Source organism: Streptomyces sp. Ru72, from assembly GCF_002920635.1.
In the GTDB taxonomy this organism is placed as follows: domain Bacteria; phylum Actinomycetota; class Actinomycetes; order Streptomycetales; family Streptomycetaceae; genus Streptomyces.
The window spans coordinates 19,615-40,556 of record NZ_PQSR01000051.1 but is presented as its reverse complement, the minus strand read 5'-3'; the positions used below and the strand labels follow the sequence as shown (position 1 = coordinate 40,556).

The following is a 20,942-nucleotide window of genomic DNA, read 5'->3' as shown; positions in this document are numbered from 1 at the left end:
ATCCCCCACGCGAGTGCAGATGCGAGCGTGGCCAGGAGCACGAGGTACACAGTCGCCAGACGGTCCTCACGTCTCATCTGGCGCCTCCTCATCGCCGAGTTCGGCCAACGCATGCTGTCCAGCCGCGACGAGCCGCGCCACGCTCAGCGGCGCGCACAGCTGCCCGGGAGACTGCAGCGGCACCGACCAGTAGGTGACGCACGTGCGGGGATCGAACGCCGCGTCCGCCGTCACCCCGGCGAACGGGATCCGGTCAGCGATGGCCTTGCGGACCATCGCCTTGGCCATGGCCACCTTCGTCTCGAAGGCGATGATCTCCTCGCCGCTGAGTTCGACCCGTCCGAGGCCCTCGAGCCGCGCCTGCCGTTGTTCACAGTCCATGTCACCGGCGTGGGAGTTCCACCCGCCCCACAGGGCAAGCGAGTTCAGATGTCACCCGATCGTGCAGCAGACCCGGTATCAAAAATCGGCGATATCACTTTCCGCCAATACCGGGCGGTGTCGCCTCCGATCGACAACCGGTGTCAGGACTCACCGATAAAGCCAGGCGACTGATGCTCAGCCATCTACAACGAGTTCGTCGATGTCCCGGAGCGAGGCACGCGTCACCCCCAAGGCATTCCCGACTCGGCGGATGACAGCAGCCTCCTCCGCCGACAACGGCTCCTCCTCGTCCGACAGGGTGTCGCATAGCTGCTCCAAGCCCACCTTGGCCTCGTCGGCATCGATGTAGACCAGGAGTTCCTCGACCAAGTTGGCCGGAGCATGTTGAGACAACATGGCGGCCAATCGGCGGAGTTCTTCATTCACCATCAGCAAGCTCCAGGGTCAGGGAAGCCGGTGATGATACCCTCACCAGCTGGTTCAACAACGGCGCGAATGCACACACCGTCACGTTCACCGAAGACCCTGAACCGTGCAGGATCGCCCCTCCTCGTGTACAAGGATCCGCGCGGACCGCCGCCTTCCCAGCGGGCATTCGGATCGGTCGCCACATCAGAGATATGCTCCATTATGTCGTCGGCTGACCAGGACTCCGGGAACACCGTTTTGCCGCGATTGCCCGGCCACATGTGGCCGCCGCTCCATGACCCGTCGACCCTCTGCTCGCCGACAAGGATGTGCTCGGTACGCTCCGCGCTGGCCAAGTTGATCCGCGCTGACGAGCCAGGCTGAACAGCTGCCGCCGGACAGTTGTGCACCAGGACCGGCGTAGCACCTGCGAGTACATAGTACGTGTGGAGTTCGTTGACCGTGAGGTTGTACGTCGGGAGGTGGGTGGTGTAGTTGCGGACCGTGGCCACCGTCACGGTGCCGCCGTGCGTGCCACGTAGGTGGTCGCCGATATGGAGGTCGCTCGCGTTCGCCCAGCGATGGCGTGTTATATCCCAGTACGGGTGGTGCTGAGTCGAGGTGATCTTGCTGTCACCGCGGGCCGCATGAACGGTCAGGTCGGTGAAGCCAGTGTCGCCCTTGGTGACGATGGTGGCGGTGACTTTTTCCGGCTTGGTCTCACCGGTGAGTGGGTCGGTGGCGAGAACGGTCTGACCAGTGGTGACGGCGCTGATCGCCTTCTTGGTGCCGTTGGCCATCTCAACGACCGTCGTGGCCGTGAAGGAATTACATCCGCCGGAGTTGCTCAACAGCTTGCCGAGGGAGTTGGCCAGGGTTCCCTCATCGAAGCGAGAGGCCAGAAATTGCCCGGCCCCCTCGGTAAGTCCGCCGGTGACGGCACCGAAGGCTGCACCGCTACTGACCTTGTTGGCGTGATGTCGTTGAGGGCTGACGATGTGTGATCGTCGCGGTATGCCTGTTGTGTGAGATATCCGCAGGGTGGTGGGCTGACGCCTGAACGGCAGGCGTTTCGCGAGCGGATCCGGCTGGATGCCGCGGAGCGATTCGCTGCAGGTGCCTCCAACGCCGAGGTCGCCAAGGACTTACGGGTGAGTGTGCGCTCGGTGCAGCGCTGGCGCCGGGCCTGGCACGAGGCTGGCACCGAGGGGCTGCGGTCTGCCGGGCCCGTGTCCCGGCCCAAGCTGACAACGGCTAACACAATGACTTGAGTTGCCGGTGGGTGATCAGGCAGCAGGCGAGTTTGAGGAACGCTTCGTGGATGTCTGCTCGTCGCTCCCAGCGCACACGTAACCGGCGGAAGCCGTGCAGCCAGGCAAAGGTCCGCTCGACCACCCACCGGTAGACGCCCAGGCCGGAGCCGTGCTCCGTGCCGCGCCGTGCGATGGCGGGCACCACGCCCCGGGCGCGGACCTCCTTGCGGTAACGGTCGTGGTCGTAGCCGCGGTCCGCGTAGAGGGTGACCGCTCTGCGGCGTGGCCGGCCGACGCGGCCACGGACGGGCGGGACGGCATCCAGCAGAGGCAGGAGCTGGGTGACGTCGTTGCGGTTCCCACCGGTCAGGATGACCGCCAGCGGGGTTCCATGGCCGTCAGTGATCAAATGGTGCTTGGAGCCGGCCCGGCCCCGGTCGACCGGCGACGGGCCCGTGCGGCTCCCCCTTTTAACGCCCTGACGTGCGAGGAATCGACCACGCAGCGGGACCAGTCCAGCTTCCGTTCCGCGTTCAGTTCCGCGAGCAGGACCTCGTGCAACCGCTGCCAGACCCCGGCCTCGTTCCAGTCCCGCAGCCGCCGCCAGCACGTCATCCCCGAACCGAACCCCAGCTCCTTGGGCAGGTACTCCCACTGGATGTCCGTGTGCAGCACGTACAGGATCCCGCACAGCACCTGCCGATCCGGCAACGGCTTACGGCCCGGATACCGGAACCTGCGCTCCCGCCTCGGCAACAGCGGCTCGATCCGCTCCCACAGCTCATCCGACACGATCCACGGTGATGCCCCCACGCATCGGACAACGCTCAACTCGCCGTCCAGACACGCACACCACGGCTCGACCACCTCATTGTGTTAGCCGTTGTAAGTCGGCTGCGGGGAGGACCAGCCGGAAGGTGCAGCCCTCGCCCGGGACGGTATCGAGTTCGAGACGGCCGCCGTGGCCCTGGGCGATGGCCGCGGCGATGGCGAGGCCGAGGCCGCTCCCGCCGTGGCTGCGGGAACGGGCGGGGTCGGCCCGGTAGAAGCGCTCGAAGACGTGCTCGGCGTCGATGGGGGCGAGGCCCGGTCCTTCGTCCGCCACCTCGATCACGCCGACCGGGAGGCGCTCCGGGAGCGGCGGCGAGGCCGAGGTGCGTCCCGGCCGGTCGGTGCCGCCGGTTCCGGGTCCGGTCTCTGTCGTGCCCACCCGTACGTGGACACGGGTGCCCGGCGGGGTGTGGATGCGGGCGTTGGACAGCAGGTTCTCCAGGATCTGGCCCAGTCGGCGCGGGTCGCCGACGGTCTCGGCCACGTCGAGTTCCTCGGTACCGCCCGGATCTGCCGGAGTGGGCAGCGGGCCGAGGTCGACGGGATGGGAGTGGCTGTGGACAGAGGCCGCGCTCACCGCGTCCGCCGCGAGCGAGAGCAGGTCGACCCGTTCCCTCCGGTAGGAGGGTTCGCGGTCCAAGGTGGCGAGCAGTTGGAGGTCGTCGACGAGCAGGCTCATGCGTTCCGCGTTCTGCGCGATGAACCGGTTGGCCTCCCGCAGCTCACGCTCCGGGCGCCGTTCCGGACGCAGCGCGAGCTGGGCGTACCCCTGGATGGCGGTGAGCGGAGTGCGCAGTTCGTGCCCGGCGTCCGCGACAAACCGGCGCAGCCGTGCCTCGGAGGCCTCGCGGGCCAGCAGGGCGGTCTGCAGTCTGTCGAGCATGGAGTTCAACACCCGGCCGAGCCGTCCGATCTCGGTGCGCGGGTCGGTGTCCGGCAGCCGCAGGTCGAGCCGGCCCGCGGTGATGTCCTGGGCAGTTCGCTCCGTCCTGGTCAGTGGCAGCAGTCCCAGCCTGACCACCCACCGGCCCAGGGCGAGCAGGCCGGCGATCGTGACGGCGAGCAGCACGGCGTTCAGCCACAGGAGCTTCGAGGTGGCGCCGTCGACGGTGTCGAGCGGCAGGGTGACCACCGCACTCATGCCGTCCGGGCCGGGATTGAGCAACACCCGCCAGTGGCCGTCACCGCTGGTGGCGGACACGGTTTCCGGGTACCCGTCCCTCAGGCCGAGGTCCTGCGCCTGATCGGCCAGCCGAGGCCCCGGCTTCGCCTCGGAGCCGAGGGAGTTGTTCAGGCGATGCCCGGAGGAGTCGTAGAAGTAGACGTGGAAATCCGACGGCAGTACGTCCGGGCGCTCGGCCGGCGCGGGGAAGGCGCCACGGAGGGCGTCGTAGAAGGCCGGGGTCGGGGGGTGGAACTCCACCAGCTGCTCGTCGACGCGATCGAGCAGCCAGGAGCGGAGCACCACGTAGCCGATGGCCTGGGAGATCAGGACCGCCGCCGTGGCAAGGACAGTGACGCCGAGGATCAGTCGTTGTCGCAGTGAGCCGGGCGGCCGGGGCAGCCGAGGAATCACTGCTCCGGCGTCCCCTCGTGGTCGCGGGGCAGCCGCAGGCAGTAGCCGACGCCGCGCACGGTCTGGATGAGCGGCGGCTCGAAGCAGTCGATCTTCCTGCGCAGGTAGCGGACGTACGTCTCGATGATCCTGGCGTCACCGGCGAAGTCGTAGCTCCAGACCTGGTCGAGGATCTGGACCTTGCTCACCACCTGGCCGGCGTTGGACAGGAGGTAGGCCAGGAGCTTGAACTCGGTCGGGGACAGGGCGATGTACTGTCCCGCGCGACGCACCTCGTGAGCGCCCTCGTCGAGTTCGAGGTCGGCGTAGCGCAGGACGCTCGGTGGTGGGAGTGCCGCGTCCACCGGTGCCGTGCGGCGCAGGATGGCCTCGATACGCAGCAGCACCTCCTCGATGCTGAACGGTTTGGAGACGTAGTCGTCCCCGCCGACGCTCAGGCCCTGGATGCGCTCGTCGGTGCCGGTGCGGGCGGTCAGGAACAGGATCGGACATTCGTCACCCGCCGCCCGCAGCCTGCGGGTCACCTCGAAGCCGTCCAGGTCGGGCAGCATCACGTCGAGCAGCACCAGGTGCGGTCGCAGGCGTTCGACCTCGACGAGGGCGGACTGTCCGGTGTCGGTGCTGCTCACCTCGTATCCGGTCAGGCGGAGCGTCGCCTCCAGCAGGGTGCGGATGCTGGGCTCGTCCTCAACCACGAGAAGCCGATGTCGCGGACGAGTCGTTGCGGACTGCTCGGTCATGACGTGATGCTGGTCCGTTCTCCCGTGTGGTCCCCGTTGCTCCGGCGTCGCCTACTTGGCGGCGCAGTCGTACAGCACGTCGGCTCCTGCTCCGAAGCCCATCGCACTACCGCTGCTCTCCTTCGACGACGTGCCGCCGTACGCCGATGCCGGAACCTTGGTGCAGTTGTCAGCGATCCAGTCGGAACGCTGCTTGGTGTAGTTGCCGGACCCGGGCATGCCCGGCCTGCCGCCGCTGTTCCTGTCGGAGCCCAGGACGTAGCGTAGTTCCCCGCTCTTCGTCCACTCCTTCAACTGGTCCACCGACGGCGCGTTGTCCATGCTCGTGAAACCGCCCATGCCGATGACGGTCTCGTCCGAGCCCAGGATGAAGGAACTGGCGGCCATGGCACCGCCTTCGACAGCGAGCTTGATGCGGGCCCGGGGTGCGTGCTCCACCGCGTAGTCGAGAATCTTACGCTGCTCGCTGGTGAGTGCCGCGCCGCCGCCGAAGCCGCCGCGTCCGCTCGGGGCCTTCCCGGAACCGCCGCCGGGGAACGACGGCATGTCGCTGTCTCCCGAGGTCGCTCCTCCGGACATGCCGGGCATGCCGTTCGCTCCCCCTGTGGGCATACCGGACGGCATACCTGACGGCATGCCCGAAGGAACATCGCCGGAGGAGGGCTGACCGGACTGTCCCGAAGGTGCGTCACCACCCGGGAAGCCAGACGGCATCCCCGACGGCATCCCCGACAAACGGTCGCCGTCGTTCCCGCTCTGCCGGGGCATGCGGCCGCCCCCGCCGAAACCGAACGTCGTCGGACCGGCCGTCGGGTTGGACCCGCCCATGGCGGATGTCGAGCCCGGTACGCTGACCGCCCACGCGCCCGGGGCCACCAGGACCGACGCGACGGCGGCACCCACGGCGACCGTCAGCAGCCGGCCGCGCCGCCGCGCGAGGAGCAGCAGGACGACCGCGGCGCAGCCGAACAGCAGGACCGGCCACACCAGCCAGCCGTTCCAGTCGGAGTCGCGGCGGACCAGTGCCACGGCCCAGACCGCGCTGACCACGACCGCGGCCACGCCCACCAGGGGCGCCCAGCGCACGCCGGCACGGTGGGCACGGACCAGGGCGGCGGTCAGTCCGCCGCACAGGGCGGCGATCGCCGGAGCGAGCTGAGTGGTGTAGTAGGGGTGGAAGATGCCCTTCTGTGTCGAGTACACGGCTGCGCAGACCACCAGCCAGGTCCCCCACAGCAGCCAGCCGGAGGCCGGCAGCAGGGCGTCGGCGGACAGCATGCCGCGTCGGCGCATCGCCACGCTGACCAGGGCGACGGCCAAGGCCAGTGCGCTGACCGGCAGCAGCCAGCTGATCTGGCCGCCCACCTGCGCGTTGAACAACCGCCCCAGGCCGGACGCACCACCGAACCCGCCGCCGAGCCCGCCCATGTTCTGGGACATCCCGTCGCTCGAGCCGAAGACCCGGCCCAGCCCGTTGTAGCCGACCACGAGATCCCAGGCCGAACCGTCCTTGCTGCCTCCGATGTAGGGGCGGTCGCCCGGCCACAGGGCGACCATGGCGACCCACCACAAGGAGGACGCCGCCAGGATGGCCCCCGCGCCCAGCAGACGCCGCACTCGCGGTATCCAGGGGCCGCTTCCTCCCACGAGCCAGGCGAGAGTGAACGCGGGAATGACCATCCAGGCGGCGAGCATTTTGGTGAGGAATCCGCACCCGATCAGGAAGCCGCTCGCACACAGCCACCATGTCGCGGTCCTGCCCTCGGCCTGCACCGCGCGGGTGAGCGCGTACGCCGCGGACACCAGCAGCAGGACGAGCAGCGTGTCGGGGTTGTTGTCCCGGTTGATGGCCACGGTGATGGGCGTGAGAGTGAGCACCAGTGCGGCGACCAGCGCCGCCCCCTCCCCCGCCCAGCGCCGCACGGTGCGGTGCAGGACGAGGACCGCGGCCACGCCCTCGATCATCTGCGGCAGGACCAGCGCCCAGCCGTGCAGCCCGAAGATCTTGCTGCTGATCACCTGCGGCCACAGCGCGGCCGGCGGCTTGTCGACCGTGATCACCCCGGCCGGATCGAAGGAGCCGAAGAGGAAGTTGGTCCAGCTCTTCCCCATCGATTTCACGGCCGCAGAGTAGTAGCTGTTGGCCCATCCCAGAGAGCCCAGTGCCCAGCCGTACAGGACGGCCGCGAGCACGAGGATCGCTCCGAGTGCGGCCGGTGCCGCCCAGGCGGGCAGCGAGCGGACGAACGCAGGCGAATCGTCGGGTGTTGAGGCGGCCGGTACGGGCTTGAGGTGTGTGGGATTGCTCATGTCGGAAGTCGCTCTCGTCAACGGGTACGGCGGGGGGCGCTGGTGAAGACGGCCAGCCGCAGCACGGCGAAGCGCACGCAGGTGACCGCGACGGATGCTGTGGCGAGGATCGCGGTCTCCGCGGCTGTCGAGGCCCCGGGGTCGATCGACTTGAACCCCAGCACCGCGGCGGAGGTGACCAGGTACCCCAGGACGAACAGGCCCCCGGCGCCCAGATGGGCCCGCGCTGGCGGAGCAGTGGAGTACCGGAAGGTGAGGCGTCGGTTCGCCTCCGTGTTGAGGACGGTGAGGACGAACAGCGAGACCAGGTTGGCGACAGCCGGGCTCCACCAACCGCGCAGCAGCCAGTACAGCAGCGCCTGCCCGACCGTGGAGACGACACCGATCGCCAGGAAACAGCCGACCTCCCAGGACAACGCGCCACGTCGGGTAGCGGGTGCGAGGACCGCGTCGGGGTGCTCGGCGGCCGGTGCGGGGCGAGACGGTACGTCGACCCGGGCGCCGCCGGATGCCTTGAACCGCGCCATCCGCCACAGCCCTCGCAGGTCGTCCGTGGCGGTGCCCACGATGTCCACCCGGGTATCGACGTCCTCGACCCAGTCGACGGGGACCTCGTGGACCCGCAGTCCGTTGTGCTCGGCGAGCAGCAGCAGCTCCGTGTCGAAGAACCACGCGTCGTCGCGGATCACCTGCAGCAACGGCCGCAGCACCTCGGTGCGGGCCGCCTTGAATCCGCACTGGGCGTCGGTGAACCGGACGCCGTGCGTGAGCCGGATGATGCCGTTGTAGCAGCGGGAGATGAACTCGCGGCGCGGGCCGCGCACCGTGCGCGACCCAGGTGCCAGCCGGGAACCGATGGCGAGGTCCGAGTGACCGCTGGCCAGGGGCGCGACCAGCGGCAGCAGCCCGTCGAGGCCGGTGGACAGGTCCACGTCCATGTACGCGACGATGTCCGCGTCGCTGGCGCCCCAGACGGTGCGCAGGGCGAGCCCGCGGCCCTTGCGGTCGAGGTGGACCACGCCGACGCCCGGCAGTTCGTCGGCGAGGCGACGGGCGGTGGCGAGGGTCTCGTCGGTGCTGGCGTTGTCGGCGACAGTGATCCGCCACGGAAAGGGGAAGTCCGCCGCCAGTCGGGCGTGGAGTGTGCGCAGGCAGCCGGGCAGGGCGCGTTCTTCGTTGTAGACCGGCACGACGATGTCGACCGTCGCGGTACCGGCTTGTGCATGAAGGGACCGCTCGACCTGCTGGAACGGGGCCAAGCGCTCCGGGCGGGCGGTGGTCTCGGTGAGGTGGGGGGTGGGAGTCATGGCTTCCTCAGGCGTGAGGGGACGGCAGACTGCGGCTCTGAGGCCCAGGTCCGGCCTCGGCCTCACTGTTGCCGCCCTGCCTGTGCAGGCGGGGAGAGAACGCTGGGAACTGACGGGGAGTCAGATCAATGGCCGAAAACGCTCCCACGGTTCACTGCGAACCCGACCGCACCACGGAGTTCCTGAGTTCCCCGACACCCTTGATCTCGGTGACCATGTCCACACCCGGGTACAGAAGGACCTCGGGTTCGCGTCCGGTGCCGGGTCCGGCCGGTCTGCCCATCGTGATCAGGTCTCCGGGCAGCAGCGTGATCACGGTGCTGACATGGGCGATGACGGTGGCGACGTCGAAGATCAGCTGCGAGGTGTTCGCCTTCTGGCGGACCCGCCCGTCGATGACACAGCTCATCGTCAGACCGCGGCCGCCCGTCGGCACGTCATCGGTGGTGACCATGGCTGGGCCCACCAGGGTGACGTCGGTGGACAGGCCCGAGGCGGGGGCGCTTCCCGAGTCGCTCCGCTCGGCGACGCCGTTGACGACGGTGTAGCCCGCGACATGGCGCAGCGCCGTCCGGGCCGTGACCCCACGGGTCCGGCACCCGATCACCAGGCCCAACTCCACGCCCCAGTCCACGTTCCGTCCCTCGGCCCGCAGGCAGATGGCGTCGCGGGCACCGGCGACGCCTTGGCCGCCTTGCCGCACGGAGAACACCGGAACGGTGGGGAAGGAGATACCCGTCTCTCGCACCCGTGCGGCGTAATGGGGTCCAACACGAACGATCTTGCTCGGCCGGGAGATGAGGGGCGCGTAAGAGATGTCGTCCAGCCTGTGGCGTTCACCGGTTTGCTCAGCGGCTCGTTCCCGCCAGTCCTCGCCGGAGGCGATCAGCGCCCCGACGTCCGGGTAGGGCAGCACCACGCAGTGCTTCTTCTGCAGACGTGCGACGGCTGTACGGTCTTCTCCCAGTCGTATGGTGCTGAGCTTCACCGGTGACACTCCTTTTGGTAGCGATGCGGCCCTATACGCAGGTGTGGGGAGCCGGGGCAGCCGTGGCTGCAGCGGCGGGCTGATACGGCAGGAGCAGGCGGAATGTGCAGCCTTCGCCTGGCCTGGCCTCGAGTTCCAGACGGCCGCCGTTGGCCTCCGCGGCGCCGGCGGCGATCGCAAGCCCCAGGCCGGACCCCGCTGCCGCGGCCCGCTCGGCGGCATCGGCGCGGTAGAACCGCTCGAACACCCGCCGCGCGTGCGACTCGGCAAGGCCGGCCCCGTCATCGGCGACTTCCACGACACAGACCTGAGTGCCGGGTGTGAGCGGAGCGTTGGCGCTGGTACGGCCCGGTCCAGTCGTGCCCGGCCCGTGTGGGCGGACTCGGGAGGTGCCGACGCGCACCTGGATGTGTGTCCCGGTCGGAGTGTGGACGCACGCGTTGGTGAGCAGATTCGACAGGATCTGCGCCAGCTGATGCGGGTCGCCGACGGCGTCGACGACGTCCAACTCGTTCACGCGGGCGTCGTCCTCGGGGTCGGCGAGAGTGCCAAGGCCTATGCTGCGCCCGGGGTGTCGCACGGCGGCGGCAGCGATACCGTCGGCCACGAGAGAGAGGAGGTCGACTGGTTGCCACCGCGTCGCGGGTACCTCACCGAGCTTGGCCAGTTGGGACAGGCTCTCGATGAGACGGCTCATCCGGTCGGCGTTCCGCACGATCAGCTGCTGTGCCTCCTGGCGTCGTTCCAGGCTCATCTCCGGCTCCTGCACCAGGAGTTCGGCGAAGCCCTGCAGAGACGTGAGGGGAGTTCGCAGTTCATGGCCGGCGTCCGCCAGGAAGTGGCGCAGCCGTTGCTCCGACGCCTCGGTGCGACGCAACGCGGTACGCAGCCGGTCGAGCATCGTGTTCAGGGCACGGCTGAGGTGGCCGACCTCGGTGACCGCATGCCGGTCCGAAACGCTCAGTTCCAACTCACCTTCGGCGATGCGCCTTGCAGTGCGCTCGACTCCGACCAGCGGCCGCAGTCCCAGCCGCACAACGAGGGTGCCGAAGAGGACGACCCCCGCTGCGACGGCCACCCCGACAGCGAGGCTGAACCACAGCATCCGGGAGGTCGCCTCGTCCACCTCCTTCAGAGGCAGCGCCACCACGACCCGGGTGCCGTCGGTGCCGGACCGGGCGATCACCCGCCAGGTGCTGCCGCCGTCGGTCGCGGCGACCGTGGCGGGTCGGCCGTTCTTGAGGCCGAGTTCCGCCTCCGACTTCGGGAGTCGCGGCCCGGCACTGCCCCCGTCGCCGCTCAGCGACATGGCAAGCCGGTGGCCGCCTCTGTCGTAGAAGTACACCCGGTAGTCCGAAGGGAGGCCGCTCGTCCTGCCGGCCTCCCCTGACGCCGTCCGGCCGTCGGCCACGTCCTGATACAGCTGGGGCACCGGCTGGAAACGGGTCAGCCGCCCGTCGACCTGGTCCGTCAGCCAGGAGTGGAGCAGGGCGAGCCCTGCCGCCTGACAGAGCAGAACCGCCGAGGTGGCCAGCAGCGTGACGCCAAGCACCAGGCGGGCGCGCAGCGAGCGCGGTTTCAGCCGGCGCGGCCACCGCCTCACAGCGCCGCCGCCCCCGGTCCAGGGCGCGCGGCCCGCAGACAGTAGCCGACACCGCGGACCGTCTGGATGAGCTGGGGCTCGAACCGGTCTATCTTGCGCCGCAGGTTGCGTACGTAGGTGTCGACGATGCGGGCGTCACCGGCGAAGTCGTAGTGCCAGACCTCGGACAGGATCTCCTTCTTGCCCACCACGCGTTCCGGCTGCGCAAGCAGGCAGACCAGGAGCCGGAACTCGGTGGGCGACAGCTGGATGGGCAGACCGGCCCGGCGCACCTCGTGGGTCTGCTGGTCCAGCACCAGATCCGCGTACCGCAGCGGCGGCCTCCTGGTCCCTCCGCCCGGTGGCATGTCACTGCGCCGCAGGATGGCACGGATGCGCAGCAGCACCTCCTGCACGTGGAACGGCTTGGTGACGTAGTCGTCGCCGCCGGAGCTGAGGCCGATGATGCGGTCCTCGACGTCCGTGCGTGCCGTCAGGAACAGCACCGGCGTATAGACGCCCTCAGCCCGCAGATGACGGGTCACCGCGAAGCCGTCGATGTCCGGAAGGCCGACGTCCAGCACGATCAGGTCGGGTTGCCGGCGACCGGCCTCGAACATGGCGGTCTGGCCTGTGTCGGCGGTGCTCACGGAGTAGCCGGCGGCGTGCAGGGCGGAAGTGAGCAAGGTGCGGATGCTGGGGTCGTCCTCGACGACGAGCACATTGTGTTGGGGTGGCGCGGGCGCAGACGACGCGGGCATGGACCTTCCTTCGCTGGTGAGGCGTTCGCGGTGCGCCGAACGCCCGGACGGCGCCCCACGGGGGACTGCCGTCCGGGCGCCGGTGATCAGCCGGTCACCTCCTTGTTCTTGGCCAGTGCCGCGGTACGCTCGGTGACCGTCTTGCGCAGCTTCTCGACGGCGGAGTCCAGCTCCTTGCCGTCGGCACCGGCCTTCCCCGCCTGTTCGGCGATGGCGTTCAGCGCCTTCAGGGCGGTCCCGGAGCCGTAGAACTTCTGGTACAGCTCCTTGTACGCCTTCTTGTAGACGGGATCGAAGGTGTCCGAGTCCAGGAAGCGCTCCTTCAGCGGGTGGCCCATCATGCCGGCGAACCCACCGCCTTCGCCCTCACCGCCCGGACCGCCTTGGCCGTTCTGACCGCCCGGCAGACCGGACGGCATGCCTTCCGGCAGATTCTCGGGCATCCCCGAAGGCATTCCTTCGGGCATTCCTGACGGCATCCCGGAGGGCGTGTTCTGCGCGGCTTGGCCACCTGTGCCCTGGCCGCCCTGGCTGCTCTGCCCAGTGGCACCCCCAGCGCCACCACCGAAGGCACCACCCATGCCCGTGTCGTCGTCCGGGCCCGAGGTCGCGTCACCGCTGAAGGTGAGGTTGTAGTCCCATCCCAGGACCGAGAACTTCTTGGTGTCCAGGTCGTACCACAGCAGATAGTTCTTGCCGGGTCCGGCCATGTCGTCGAAGTTCAAGAGCAGGTTCTGCGCGGCGAGATACGTCGCCAGGGACTCGACGTCCACGTACTGGTCGAGTTCCTTCTCGAACTCCTCGTCCGACGCCTCGTTTGCCCACTTGATGAGCTTCATGACCGGCTCCAGGTCCTGGCTGCCCACCTTGTTGAGCTGCTCGAACGACTCCTTATAGTCGGTCGGGTCGTCGCCCTTGTACTCGAAGCTGCCGCCGGCCCGCGCCTTGTAGAGCACGCCGTTGCCGTCAGCGATGGACTCCGCGTACTCCGTGTCCGGGCTCTCGACCATCAACCGGGTGGCGACCGGGCGGCTGTTGACCTTTACCGACGTGAAGGCATACCGCTCGTTCTTCTGACCGGTGGTGTCCGTCAGGCTCAGCGCGAGGGCCTCGTTCACCGGAACCTGGCCGTTGCTTCCGGGGCGCAGCGAGATCTCACGCTCGCCCTGATAGGCGCGGCCCCCGACGAACTTGTCGATCTTGATGAGCCAGGGCAGTTCCTCGGGCTTCTTCTCGGACAGGTTGTACTGCATCATCCCCCCGATGCCGCCGGGACCGCCGCCATTGGCCTGGCCGCGGTCCCGGCCCCCGGTCGCGCCGTCCTGCTGCGCCTCCGGGGCGCCCTGCTCGGCGCCTTCGGGCATGGTCCGGCCGCCACCGGGCCTGCCCTGGCCGCTTCCGCGCAGGGACGCCAGTGTGGAGTTGCCCTTGAGACGGATTCCGACGTCCTTGAGGTACACCCCGTCGATGGTGAGGTCGGCCTTGATGTAGTCCTTGGTCCCGTCCTCGCGGAACTCCTTCATCATCTTGGTGAAGTCGGTCTGCTCGTACTCCAGTTGGATGGAGTGGGAGACCGAGGTGTCGTACAGGTCGACCGTGCCCTCGACGTTCTGCGTGATGGCGTCCGCCTCCACGCGGGAGGAGGAGGTGACGTACGGCGAGACTCGGGCGTCGCCGAAGAAATAGACCATCACCACCAGTCCCGCACAAAGGGCGCCGGCCGGCTTCCAGTGGTGCCGCAGCCGTACGGGGAGCCGGTCCCGCATCCGCCGCGGCCTGCGCACAGCGGCCGTGGGGGCCGCCTCGCTGCCGTCGGCCATCACAGGTCGGTCGAGTCGTAACCGGTCAGCACCGTCACCCGCTGGCCCGATGTCCGCTCCTGCAGTGCGGCCACCAGGTCGCCGGGCTCGGTGCCCTTCTTCATGCGCACCGTGTAGAACACCTCGGTCAGCGCGCCGCCGCGGATCGTCTCGGTGCTCACAAGCTCGAACTCGCTGGTGTACTTGATCAGTACGTCACCGATGGCGGGGCCGTAGTCTTCACCGGCCGGTACCTGGACCTTGACGACCTGCCGCTGCACGTTGAGGGCGAACCAGTTGAACTTGAACATGACGAGCATGACGGCGCAGATCACCACGGCGCCGACCGCAGCCAGCGTGTAGAAGCGGGCGCCGCAGGCCATGCCGATCGCCATGGCCAGGAAGATGAAGCCGACGTCGCGTGTCTCCTTGACCGCGTTCCGGAACCGGACCACGGACAACGCACCGACCAGGGAGAACGCCCGCGCCAGGTTGGACCCGACGACGAGCATGATCAGCGCGACGACCATGCCCACGATGACGAGCGTCTGGACGTAGGACTGGCTGTAGGAGACGTTGCGGTGCGTGTACCGGTACACGTAACCGATCAACGTGCTCAGGACGAACGACAGCGCCATGGCCACGACGACATCGGCAACGCTGAACGTGCCGCTGAGTTCCTGCAGATCGAAGTTCACTGTGCTCCTGCTTTCAAGGGCGCCTGACGCGCCGACGGCTGCTCGGACAGCCCGTTCGTGGTGGGGGTGTGAGGCGATGGATGGTCGGCCTCGTGGACGTGGAAGATGGACCGGGGCGCGAGCCCGAACGCCTCGATGGACTGCACGTACTTGGAGACCCGGATGAGGCTGAGGTTGCGGCGGGCCGCCAGGTCCGTGATCCAGTACGGGGTGCGCTCGTTGACCTTGATCTCCATCACCGACAGGTGCGGCGGGATGGTGAAGCGGTTCTCCGGGTTCTCCGTGCCGAAGTGGAAGTCCCGGTCCCGGCCGCGGATGCGCCGGTCGAAGGTCACCCGCAGCCCGGTGTCCGCGGCCCGGCCGACCAGCGCCTCGCGCTGATAGCCGGTGATCGCTGTCGGCTGCAGATTCAGTCGTACGACGAGTTCGAGCACCTCCTGGATGAAGGCGCTTTCCCTGGCGGAGTGCTCCACCATCTCCCGGCCGTCGCACAACTGGCGGGCGACGCCGTACGGGAGGGTGATACGGCGCTTCTGTGTGACCCGGTTGACCCGCTGCTTGATCTCCACGCACACCGGGGACTCGTCGGTCACCCCGTCCAGGTTCCCGTAGTGGCGGATGCGCAGCTTGCGCCGGAACTTCAGGCCCTCGATCTTCTCCCAGTAGAACCGCAGCTGCGGTGTGTCGTAGTACAGGCTCCACACCCCGTACCCGCCGACCGGGCTGTTCAGATCGTGGTCCATCCGCTCGGCCAGCTCGTCCCGGATCTCGGCCGCCTCCTCGACCGGTACGAGGTACTTGAGTTCGAACCGGTTGAACGAGTGCAGCCTGCTGGCCACGTGCAACGGCTGTTCCTCTGCCGGGGGCTGCTCCTCCCCCCGGCTCTCGGATTTCCGCCACGTGGTCACCGGTAGTGCCACCATGCGCCTCCTTCGTCGTACGGCCCGATCGGGCGACGCAGGACACAAAACCGGTGGGATGTGAGAAGCAGCTGAGAATTGCGAGGTAATTCCAGGAGTACTCAAGATGACCTATGGATGAACTGCGCGCGTTGACGCGGCGTCCTCACGGTCCGGGCCAGCTCTGGTCGGTTTTGGTGGATGGTCCGTAGGGCGGCGGCGCTGACAGTCTGCAGTGCGGTGGGCCGACCCAGCGACGGCCGGTATCGGTCTCGGGTGCCCAGGGGGTTGATGCCGGCGGGCAGTTCGGGGCGGGCTTCGGTCACGTCCCTCTCAGAGGGCGTTTATGCAGGTCAAGCCCTATATGCGAGTCTCGCCCCTGCCCTGCTTTGAGGGTCTTCCTCCGATAGGTGGCGAATGACGCTCTCCAGGGCGGATGCTCGGCCATCCGTCTCGTTCGCTTCCGTGCCTGGAAGTCCGTCTGGTTTGAAGTTGCCGCGGAATCGCCCAATGAGCTGTTTCAGAGTGGCCACCGATGGGGTGACGGCGTCGAGGTCGCAACGCACGAGGCACCCGCGCCGTTGAGGGAGGTATTCGAAGTCTCAACTCGTCAGCGCAGGTGCCTCGTTGATTCGCCATCCTGCCGTACTCAACCTCCCGCATGCGCTGGTCGAGTGGGTCACCATGCTCATCGTCACCCGCGAGGGTGACCGCCGCTGCAAGCTCCCCCCGCACCAGCGTGCCCTGGTCGCCCTGGTGTACCTGCGCAAGAACGAACCCCTGCCCCAGATCGCCGCCGCTTTCCTTGCCGGTGGAGAGTGTGCGGCGGCGCCGCACGATCTGTACGGCCTGCGCGGCGTGGGGGAAGTCCAGGTCGGTAACGGTGACGGTCTTGACCCGGCGGATCTCGTCGCGGCCGTGTGCGGTGGCGCGGGTCTTGCCCAGCAGCGGCACATCCCGCCAGGGCAGGTCCTTCAGGCGCTGGTGCAGCAGCGGCTGGTTCGCCTTGATCATGGCGATGTAATGGGCCTTCTTGTCCTGCACGAGGAAGCGCGCGTGCGCTGTCTGTGAGTGAAGGGCATCGAAGGTGACCACGGTGTCGGCCAGGTCGAGCCCGACGAGCATGGGCCGGAAGACAGTGATTTCGTTGGTCTTGTGGTCCACTTCTCGCGCTGGGCGGTGACCAGGCCGGCGCCGGTCATCGCGGCGGGCGATACGCGGGCAACTGTCGCCTCCGATGCCGTGACAGGCGATGACGTTCGGGGCCATTCTCGAGCCCGCCAGGCAGCAGCCCTACGCAGCCACCACCGACGGCGCTTCGACGAGCCTCCTCGGCACGCCACGGCCGAATTCCGCCTGCACGGACCTTGACACCTTCTCGCGCGGCGGCAAAGAATTCCCGCTGCAAACACACGAATGAAACGATTCAAAAGTGTGGCGTCGCCGCATCCCCACTTCCCCGGTCTTCAGGAACGCCCCCCAGCCCCAAATCACCGCTCATCGACAGCAGGAGCCCGCATGTCCTCTGTAACGCGCCGGTCCGTCCTGCGCTCGGCCATAGCCGTGGCGCTCGCGCCTACCCTCGGCTCGGCGCTCATGCCGGGGCTCGCTCCCGCTGCGTCGGCCGCCATCTCCTGGACCGCGAAGTGGATCTGGGCTCCGTCCAGCTCAGCGAACCAGTGGGTCGCCTTCCGCAAGTCGTTCACTCTGAGCTCGGCGCCGTCGCAGGCGGTGACGCAGATCGCGGCGGACTCCAAGTACTGGCTGTGGGTCAACGGCACGCTCGTCGTCTTCGACGGGCAGCTCAAGCGCGGCCCCAACCGCACCGGCACCTACTACGACGAGATCGACCTCGCCCCGTACCTCACTAGCGGCCGCAACACGGTGGCGTTGCTGGTGTGGTACTTCGGCAAGCAGGGCTTCTCGCACAGCAGCAGCGGCAAGGGCGGTCTGCTGTTCCAGTCCGACATCACCACCGGTTCGACCACCACCCGGGTGGTCAGCGACACCAGTTGGAAGCACACCGTCCACCCGGGCTACTCCAACAACACCAGCGGCACCCAGGTCAACTTCCGCCTGCCCGAGTCCAACGTCTACTACGACGCCCGCAACGCCACCGCCATGACCGCCTGGGAGTCGGCCGGCTTCGACGACAGCGCGTGGAGTGCGCCCACCGACTTCGGGGCCGCCGGTGCCGCGCCCTGGAACGATCTCGTCCGGCGGCCGGTCCCGCAGTTCCGGTACTCGGGCCTGAAGTCCTACGGCAACGCGTCGTCGCTGCCGTCCACGGGACAGGGTGCCACCGCGATCTGGGCCACGCTGCCGTCCAACCTCCAGGTCACGCCGTATCTGAAGGTGGACGCTCCGGCCGGAGCGGTGATCGGCATTCAGACCGACCACTACGCCGACGGCGACGGCCTGACCGGCCTCACACCCGGAGCGGAGAACAACGTCCGCGCCACCTACGTCTGCACGGGCGGCGTCCAGGAGTTCGAGGCGCTGGCCTGGATGAGCGGCACGGCGGTGAGGTACACGATCCCCGCGGGCGTCACCATCCTGGACCTGAGGTACCGGGAGTCCGGCTACGACACCGACTTCGCCGGATCGTTCAGCAGCAGCGAGGCCTTCTTCGACACCCTGTGGGGCAAAGCGGCGCGCACGATGTACGTCAACATGCGCGACAACTACATGGACTGCCCCACCCGCGAGCGCGCCCAGTGGTGGGGCGACGTGGTCAACCAGCTCAAGGAAGGCTTCTACACCTTCGACACCCGCTCCCACGCCCTCGGTGCCAAGGCCATCGCCCAGCTGACCGCCTGGCAGAAGCCCGGCGGCGTGCTGTACGCGCCGATCCCGTCCACCATCTGGACCGCTGAACTGCCCGTCCAGATGCTCGCCTCGGTGTGGGCCTTCGGCACGTACCACCTCTACACCGGCAACCCCGACGCGGTCTCCGGCACCTACCCGGCGGTGAAGGCGTACCTGAACCTGTGGAGCCTGGACTCGGCCGGGCTGGTCAGCCACCGCGCCGGGGACTGGGACTGGGAGGACTGGGGCAGCAACATCGACGCCCGCGTCCTGGACAACTGCTGGTACTACCTGGCCCTCGGCACGGCCATCACCCTCGCCGGTCTCAGCGGCAACAGCGGTGACGTCGCCGCCTGGCAGGCCAAGCGCGACAGCATCAAGGCCAACTTCGACAGCGTTCTGTGGGACACCTCCAGGAACGAGTACCGCTCACCCGGCTACACCGGCGACACCGATGACCGCGCCAACGGCCTCGCCGTCGTCGCCGGCCTCGCGCCCGCCTCCCGCTACCGGGCGATCACCGAGGTGCTGCGCACCCACCTCAACGCCAGCCCCTACATGGAGTTCTACGTCCTGGAAGCGCTGTACCTCATGGGAGCGGCCGCCGTCGCCGAGGAGCGGATGCGCAACCGCTACGCCGCCCAGGTCGCCGACCCCGCCTGCTACACCCTGTGGGAGATCTGGGATAAGTCAGGCGGAACCGACAACCACGCCTGGAACGGCGGCCCCCTGTACACCCTGTCCGCCTACGCCGCGGGCCTCCGCCCCACCAAGCCCGGCTGGGAGACGTACGACGTCATCCCGCAGACCGGCACCCTCACGAAGATCAACACGGTCACGCCGACCGTCAAGGGCGACATCCGCTTCGGCATCACGCGCGACGGCGACCAGGTCACCCTGACCCTCACCTCCCCGAGCGCGACGACCGCGCGGGTGGGTGTTCCGACGTACCGCGGCTCCTCACCGGTCATCAAGGCCAACGGAACCACCGTCTTCACGGGCGGCGCCTCCACCGGCAGCGTCCCGGGCCTCAGCTACGCCAGCAAGGACTCCTCGTACGTCTACTTCACCCTCCAGCCGGGCAGCTGGACGTTCACGGTCACCGGCGCCGGCCGCCTCGACAACCTCGCCCTCGGCCGGCCCGTCACCAGCAACAGCAGCCTGGAGAACAGCGACTGGGGCAAGACCAGGCTCACCGACGGCAAGCTCACCAGCGTGACCGGCGCCAAGGGCTACACCAGCATCGACTTCCCCTCCGCCGACGTCAGCGCCAACCCCGTCTGGGTAGAGATCGATCTCGGCGCCGACACCGACCTCGACGCCGTACGGCTCTTCCCCCGCACCGATACCCCGGCGGTCGGCGGCGGCACAGCGGGCTTCCCCGTCGACTTCACGATCCAGACCCGTCCCGACGGATCGAGCACCTACACCACCGTCCGCACGATCACCGCCGAGCCCAACCCGGGCGGGCTGGTGCAGACCTACGGCTTCAAGACCACGACCGCCCGCTACGTACGCCTGCAGGCCACCAAGCTCGGTACCCCTCCCGTCGACGAGACCACCAAGTACCGCCTCCAGCTCGCCGAACTCACCGTCCCCACCGCCGCGACCACCGTCACCGCCAACTACACCCTGGAGAACGGCGACTGGGGCAAGACCCGGCTCCTCGACGGCACCCTCACCAGCGTGACCGGCGCCAAGGGCTACACCAGCATCGACTTCCCCTCCGCCGACGTCAGCGCCACACCCGTGTGGATCGAGATCGACCTCGGCGCCAACCGGGCCATCGGCTCCGTTGCCCTCCACCCCCGGACCGACACCGGCGCAGCCGGCGGAGGCTCGCCGGGCTTCCCTGTCGACTTCACCATCCAGACCCGCCCCGACGGGTCGAGCACCTACACCACCGCCCGCACCATCACCGCCGAACCCAACCCCAACGGAGCCGCTCAGACGTACACCCTCACGTCCGCCACCGGCCGCTACGTACGCCTGAAGGTCTCGAAGCTCGGCAAGCCCGCCTCGGACGAGACCGCCAAGTACCGCCTCCAGCTCGCCGAGATCCGCATCAAGTAGCAGGCCATCCCGAAACGGGCGGCGGTGGTGGTCCCTCACCACGACCTCACCGCCGCGGGCCGCGGAGAGGGCGACGACACGGCCAGGCGGTGACCAGCGGCGGTCTCAGCCGCCCACTACCCCGCAGGAGCCGATGGCCTCCACCCACCTGCCGCACCGGCCTTGGGCGGGCCGAGCGGTCGAGGCAGCGGAAGTAGGCCCGCAGTGACAGGTCGCCAGAGGACCGCCGTACCGAACAGCACGAAGTCGGGGCGCGCCAGATACGCAAGCGCGCCGAGCAGGTAGACGAGGTCGTCCGCGAGGGCGGCGATCCGGGTGCGGAGCCCCGCCAGGGCGGACAGCGATCAGCACGGTCGCCGGGCTACTCGCCCCGGCGCGGCGCGGTCATCCATGGACGGGCTGGTCGTTCTCCGCCGGGTGGGGCAGTCGGGAGACGCTGGACGTCACGCTGGTGGAACCGGAGCTGGTGGTGGAAGTCGGCGTCGACGTCGCCCGCGATGCCTCCGGCCGGTGGCGCCACCCCGC

16 protein-coding genes and 1 pseudogene are annotated in these 20,942 nt (G+C 68.6%); 3 read left to right on the top strand and 14 right to left on the bottom strand.

Annotated elements, in window-relative coordinates; genetic code table 11:
• Positions 1-66: 66 nt before the first annotated feature.
• The 3 genes from C3488_RS40700 to C3488_RS40695 all read right to left on the bottom strand — a co-directional run bounded on the left by C3488_RS40700 (position 67) and on the right by C3488_RS40695 (position 1,592).
• Positions 67-381: a hypothetical protein gene (locus C3488_RS40700; RefSeq protein WP_103842232.1), complete on the bottom strand. Its 315-nt coding sequence runs from the start codon at positions 379-381 to the stop codon at positions 67-69.
• Positions 382-558: 177 nt separating this feature from the next.
• A complete protein-coding gene (locus C3488_RS22810) occupies positions 559-813 on the bottom strand; it encodes a MafI family immunity protein (RefSeq protein ID WP_103842230.1) in 255 nt (84 codons plus the stop codon).
• Positions 813-1,592, bottom strand: coding sequence for a polymorphic toxin-type HINT domain-containing protein (locus C3488_RS40695; RefSeq protein ID WP_181139149.1), 780 nt, complete (start codon positions 1,590-1,592; stop codon positions 813-815). Before C3488_RS40695 ends, C3488_RS22810 begins: the two co-directional genes overlap by 1 nt.
• A 225-nt stretch (positions 1,593-1,817) precedes the next feature.
• Between C3488_RS40695 and C3488_RS22800 the strand changes: the two genes are divergently transcribed.
• Positions 1,818-2,063, top strand: a complete 246-nt coding sequence (locus C3488_RS22800) for a helix-turn-helix domain-containing protein (RefSeq protein WP_258053592.1) — start codon at positions 1,818-1,820, stop codon at positions 2,061-2,063.
• Here C3488_RS22800 and C3488_RS22795 read toward each other — a convergent pair.
• From C3488_RS22795 to C3488_RS22745, 11 genes are all read right to left on the bottom strand, one after another.
• Positions 2,047-2,858 (bottom strand): IS5 family transposase gene (locus C3488_RS22795; RefSeq protein WP_258053597.1). Its coding sequence is split into 2 segments (ribosomal slippage): positions 2,047-2,532 and positions 2,535-2,858, totalling 810 coding nucleotides; the frame shifts between segments, so codons are not numbered across the junction. The genes C3488_RS22800 and C3488_RS22795 overlap by 17 nt on opposite strands.
• A 55-nt stretch (positions 2,859-2,913) precedes the next feature.
• The gene (locus tag C3488_RS22790) at positions 2,914-4,452 is read right to left on the bottom strand and encodes a cell wall metabolism sensor histidine kinase WalK (protein WP_103842228.1); all 1,539 of its coding nucleotides are present in this window, start codon (positions 4,450-4,452) and stop codon (positions 2,914-2,916) included.
• A complete protein-coding gene (locus tag C3488_RS22785) occupies positions 4,449-5,192 on the bottom strand; it encodes a response regulator transcription factor (RefSeq protein WP_103842226.1) in 744 nt (247 codons plus the stop codon). The genes C3488_RS22790 and C3488_RS22785 overlap by 4 nt, the downstream gene beginning before the upstream one ends.
• A 51-nt stretch (positions 5,193-5,243) precedes the next feature.
• Positions 5,244-7,502: a glycosyltransferase family 39 protein gene (locus C3488_RS22780; protein WP_103842224.1), complete on the bottom strand. Its 2,259-nt coding sequence runs from the start codon at positions 7,500-7,502 to the stop codon at positions 5,244-5,246.
• 17 nt (positions 7,503-7,519) lie between these two features.
• Complete coding sequence (locus tag C3488_RS22775) at positions 7,520-8,809, bottom strand: bifunctional glycosyltransferase family 2/GtrA family protein (RefSeq protein ID WP_103842222.1); 1,290 nt, start codon at positions 8,807-8,809, stop codon at positions 7,520-7,522.
• Between the two features lie 151 nt (positions 8,810-8,960).
• A complete protein-coding gene (locus tag C3488_RS22770; RefSeq protein ID WP_181139148.1) occupies positions 8,961-9,797 on the bottom strand; it encodes a fumarylacetoacetate hydrolase family protein in 837 nt (278 codons plus the stop codon).
• A gap of 31 nt (positions 9,798-9,828) precedes the next feature.
• Positions 9,829-11,400: a cell wall metabolism sensor histidine kinase WalK gene (locus C3488_RS22765; RefSeq protein WP_103842218.1), complete on the bottom strand. Its 1,572-nt coding sequence runs from the start codon at positions 11,398-11,400 to the stop codon at positions 9,829-9,831.
• Positions 11,397-12,140, bottom strand: a complete 744-nt coding sequence (locus C3488_RS22760) for a response regulator transcription factor (protein ID WP_103842216.1) — start codon at positions 12,138-12,140, stop codon at positions 11,397-11,399. Before C3488_RS22760 ends, C3488_RS22765 begins: the two co-directional genes overlap by 4 nt.
• Positions 12,141-12,226: 86 nt before the next feature.
• Positions 12,227-13,960 (bottom strand): CotH kinase family protein, encoded by a 1,734-nt coding sequence (locus tag C3488_RS22755; RefSeq protein WP_103842214.1) that lies wholly within the window; start codon positions 13,958-13,960, stop codon positions 12,227-12,229.
• Positions 13,960-14,637 carry a DUF4956 domain-containing protein gene (locus tag C3488_RS22750; RefSeq protein WP_037724132.1) on the bottom strand — a complete coding sequence of 226 codons (678 nt, stop codon included), beginning with the start codon at positions 14,635-14,637 and terminating at the stop codon, positions 13,960-13,962. Before C3488_RS22750 ends, C3488_RS22755 begins: the two co-directional genes overlap by 1 nt.
• Positions 14,634-15,476: a polyphosphate polymerase domain-containing protein gene (locus tag C3488_RS22745; RefSeq protein WP_103842212.1), complete on the bottom strand. Its 843-nt coding sequence runs from the start codon at positions 15,474-15,476 to the stop codon at positions 14,634-14,636. The genes C3488_RS22750 and C3488_RS22745 overlap by 4 nt, the downstream gene beginning before the upstream one ends.
• A 687-nt stretch (positions 15,477-16,163) precedes the next feature.
• Between C3488_RS22745 and C3488_RS22740 the strand changes: the two are divergent.
• Positions 16,164-16,340: pseudogene (locus tag C3488_RS22740) on the top strand (transposase family protein); the annotation flags it as partial.
• A 714-nt stretch (positions 16,341-17,054) separates the two neighbouring features.
• On the top strand, positions 17,055-20,417 hold the full coding sequence (locus C3488_RS22735) for a discoidin domain-containing protein (protein ID WP_258053590.1): 3,363 nt from the start codon (positions 17,055-17,057) through the stop codon (positions 20,415-20,417).
• The last annotated feature ends 525 nt before the right edge of the window (positions 20,418-20,942 follow it).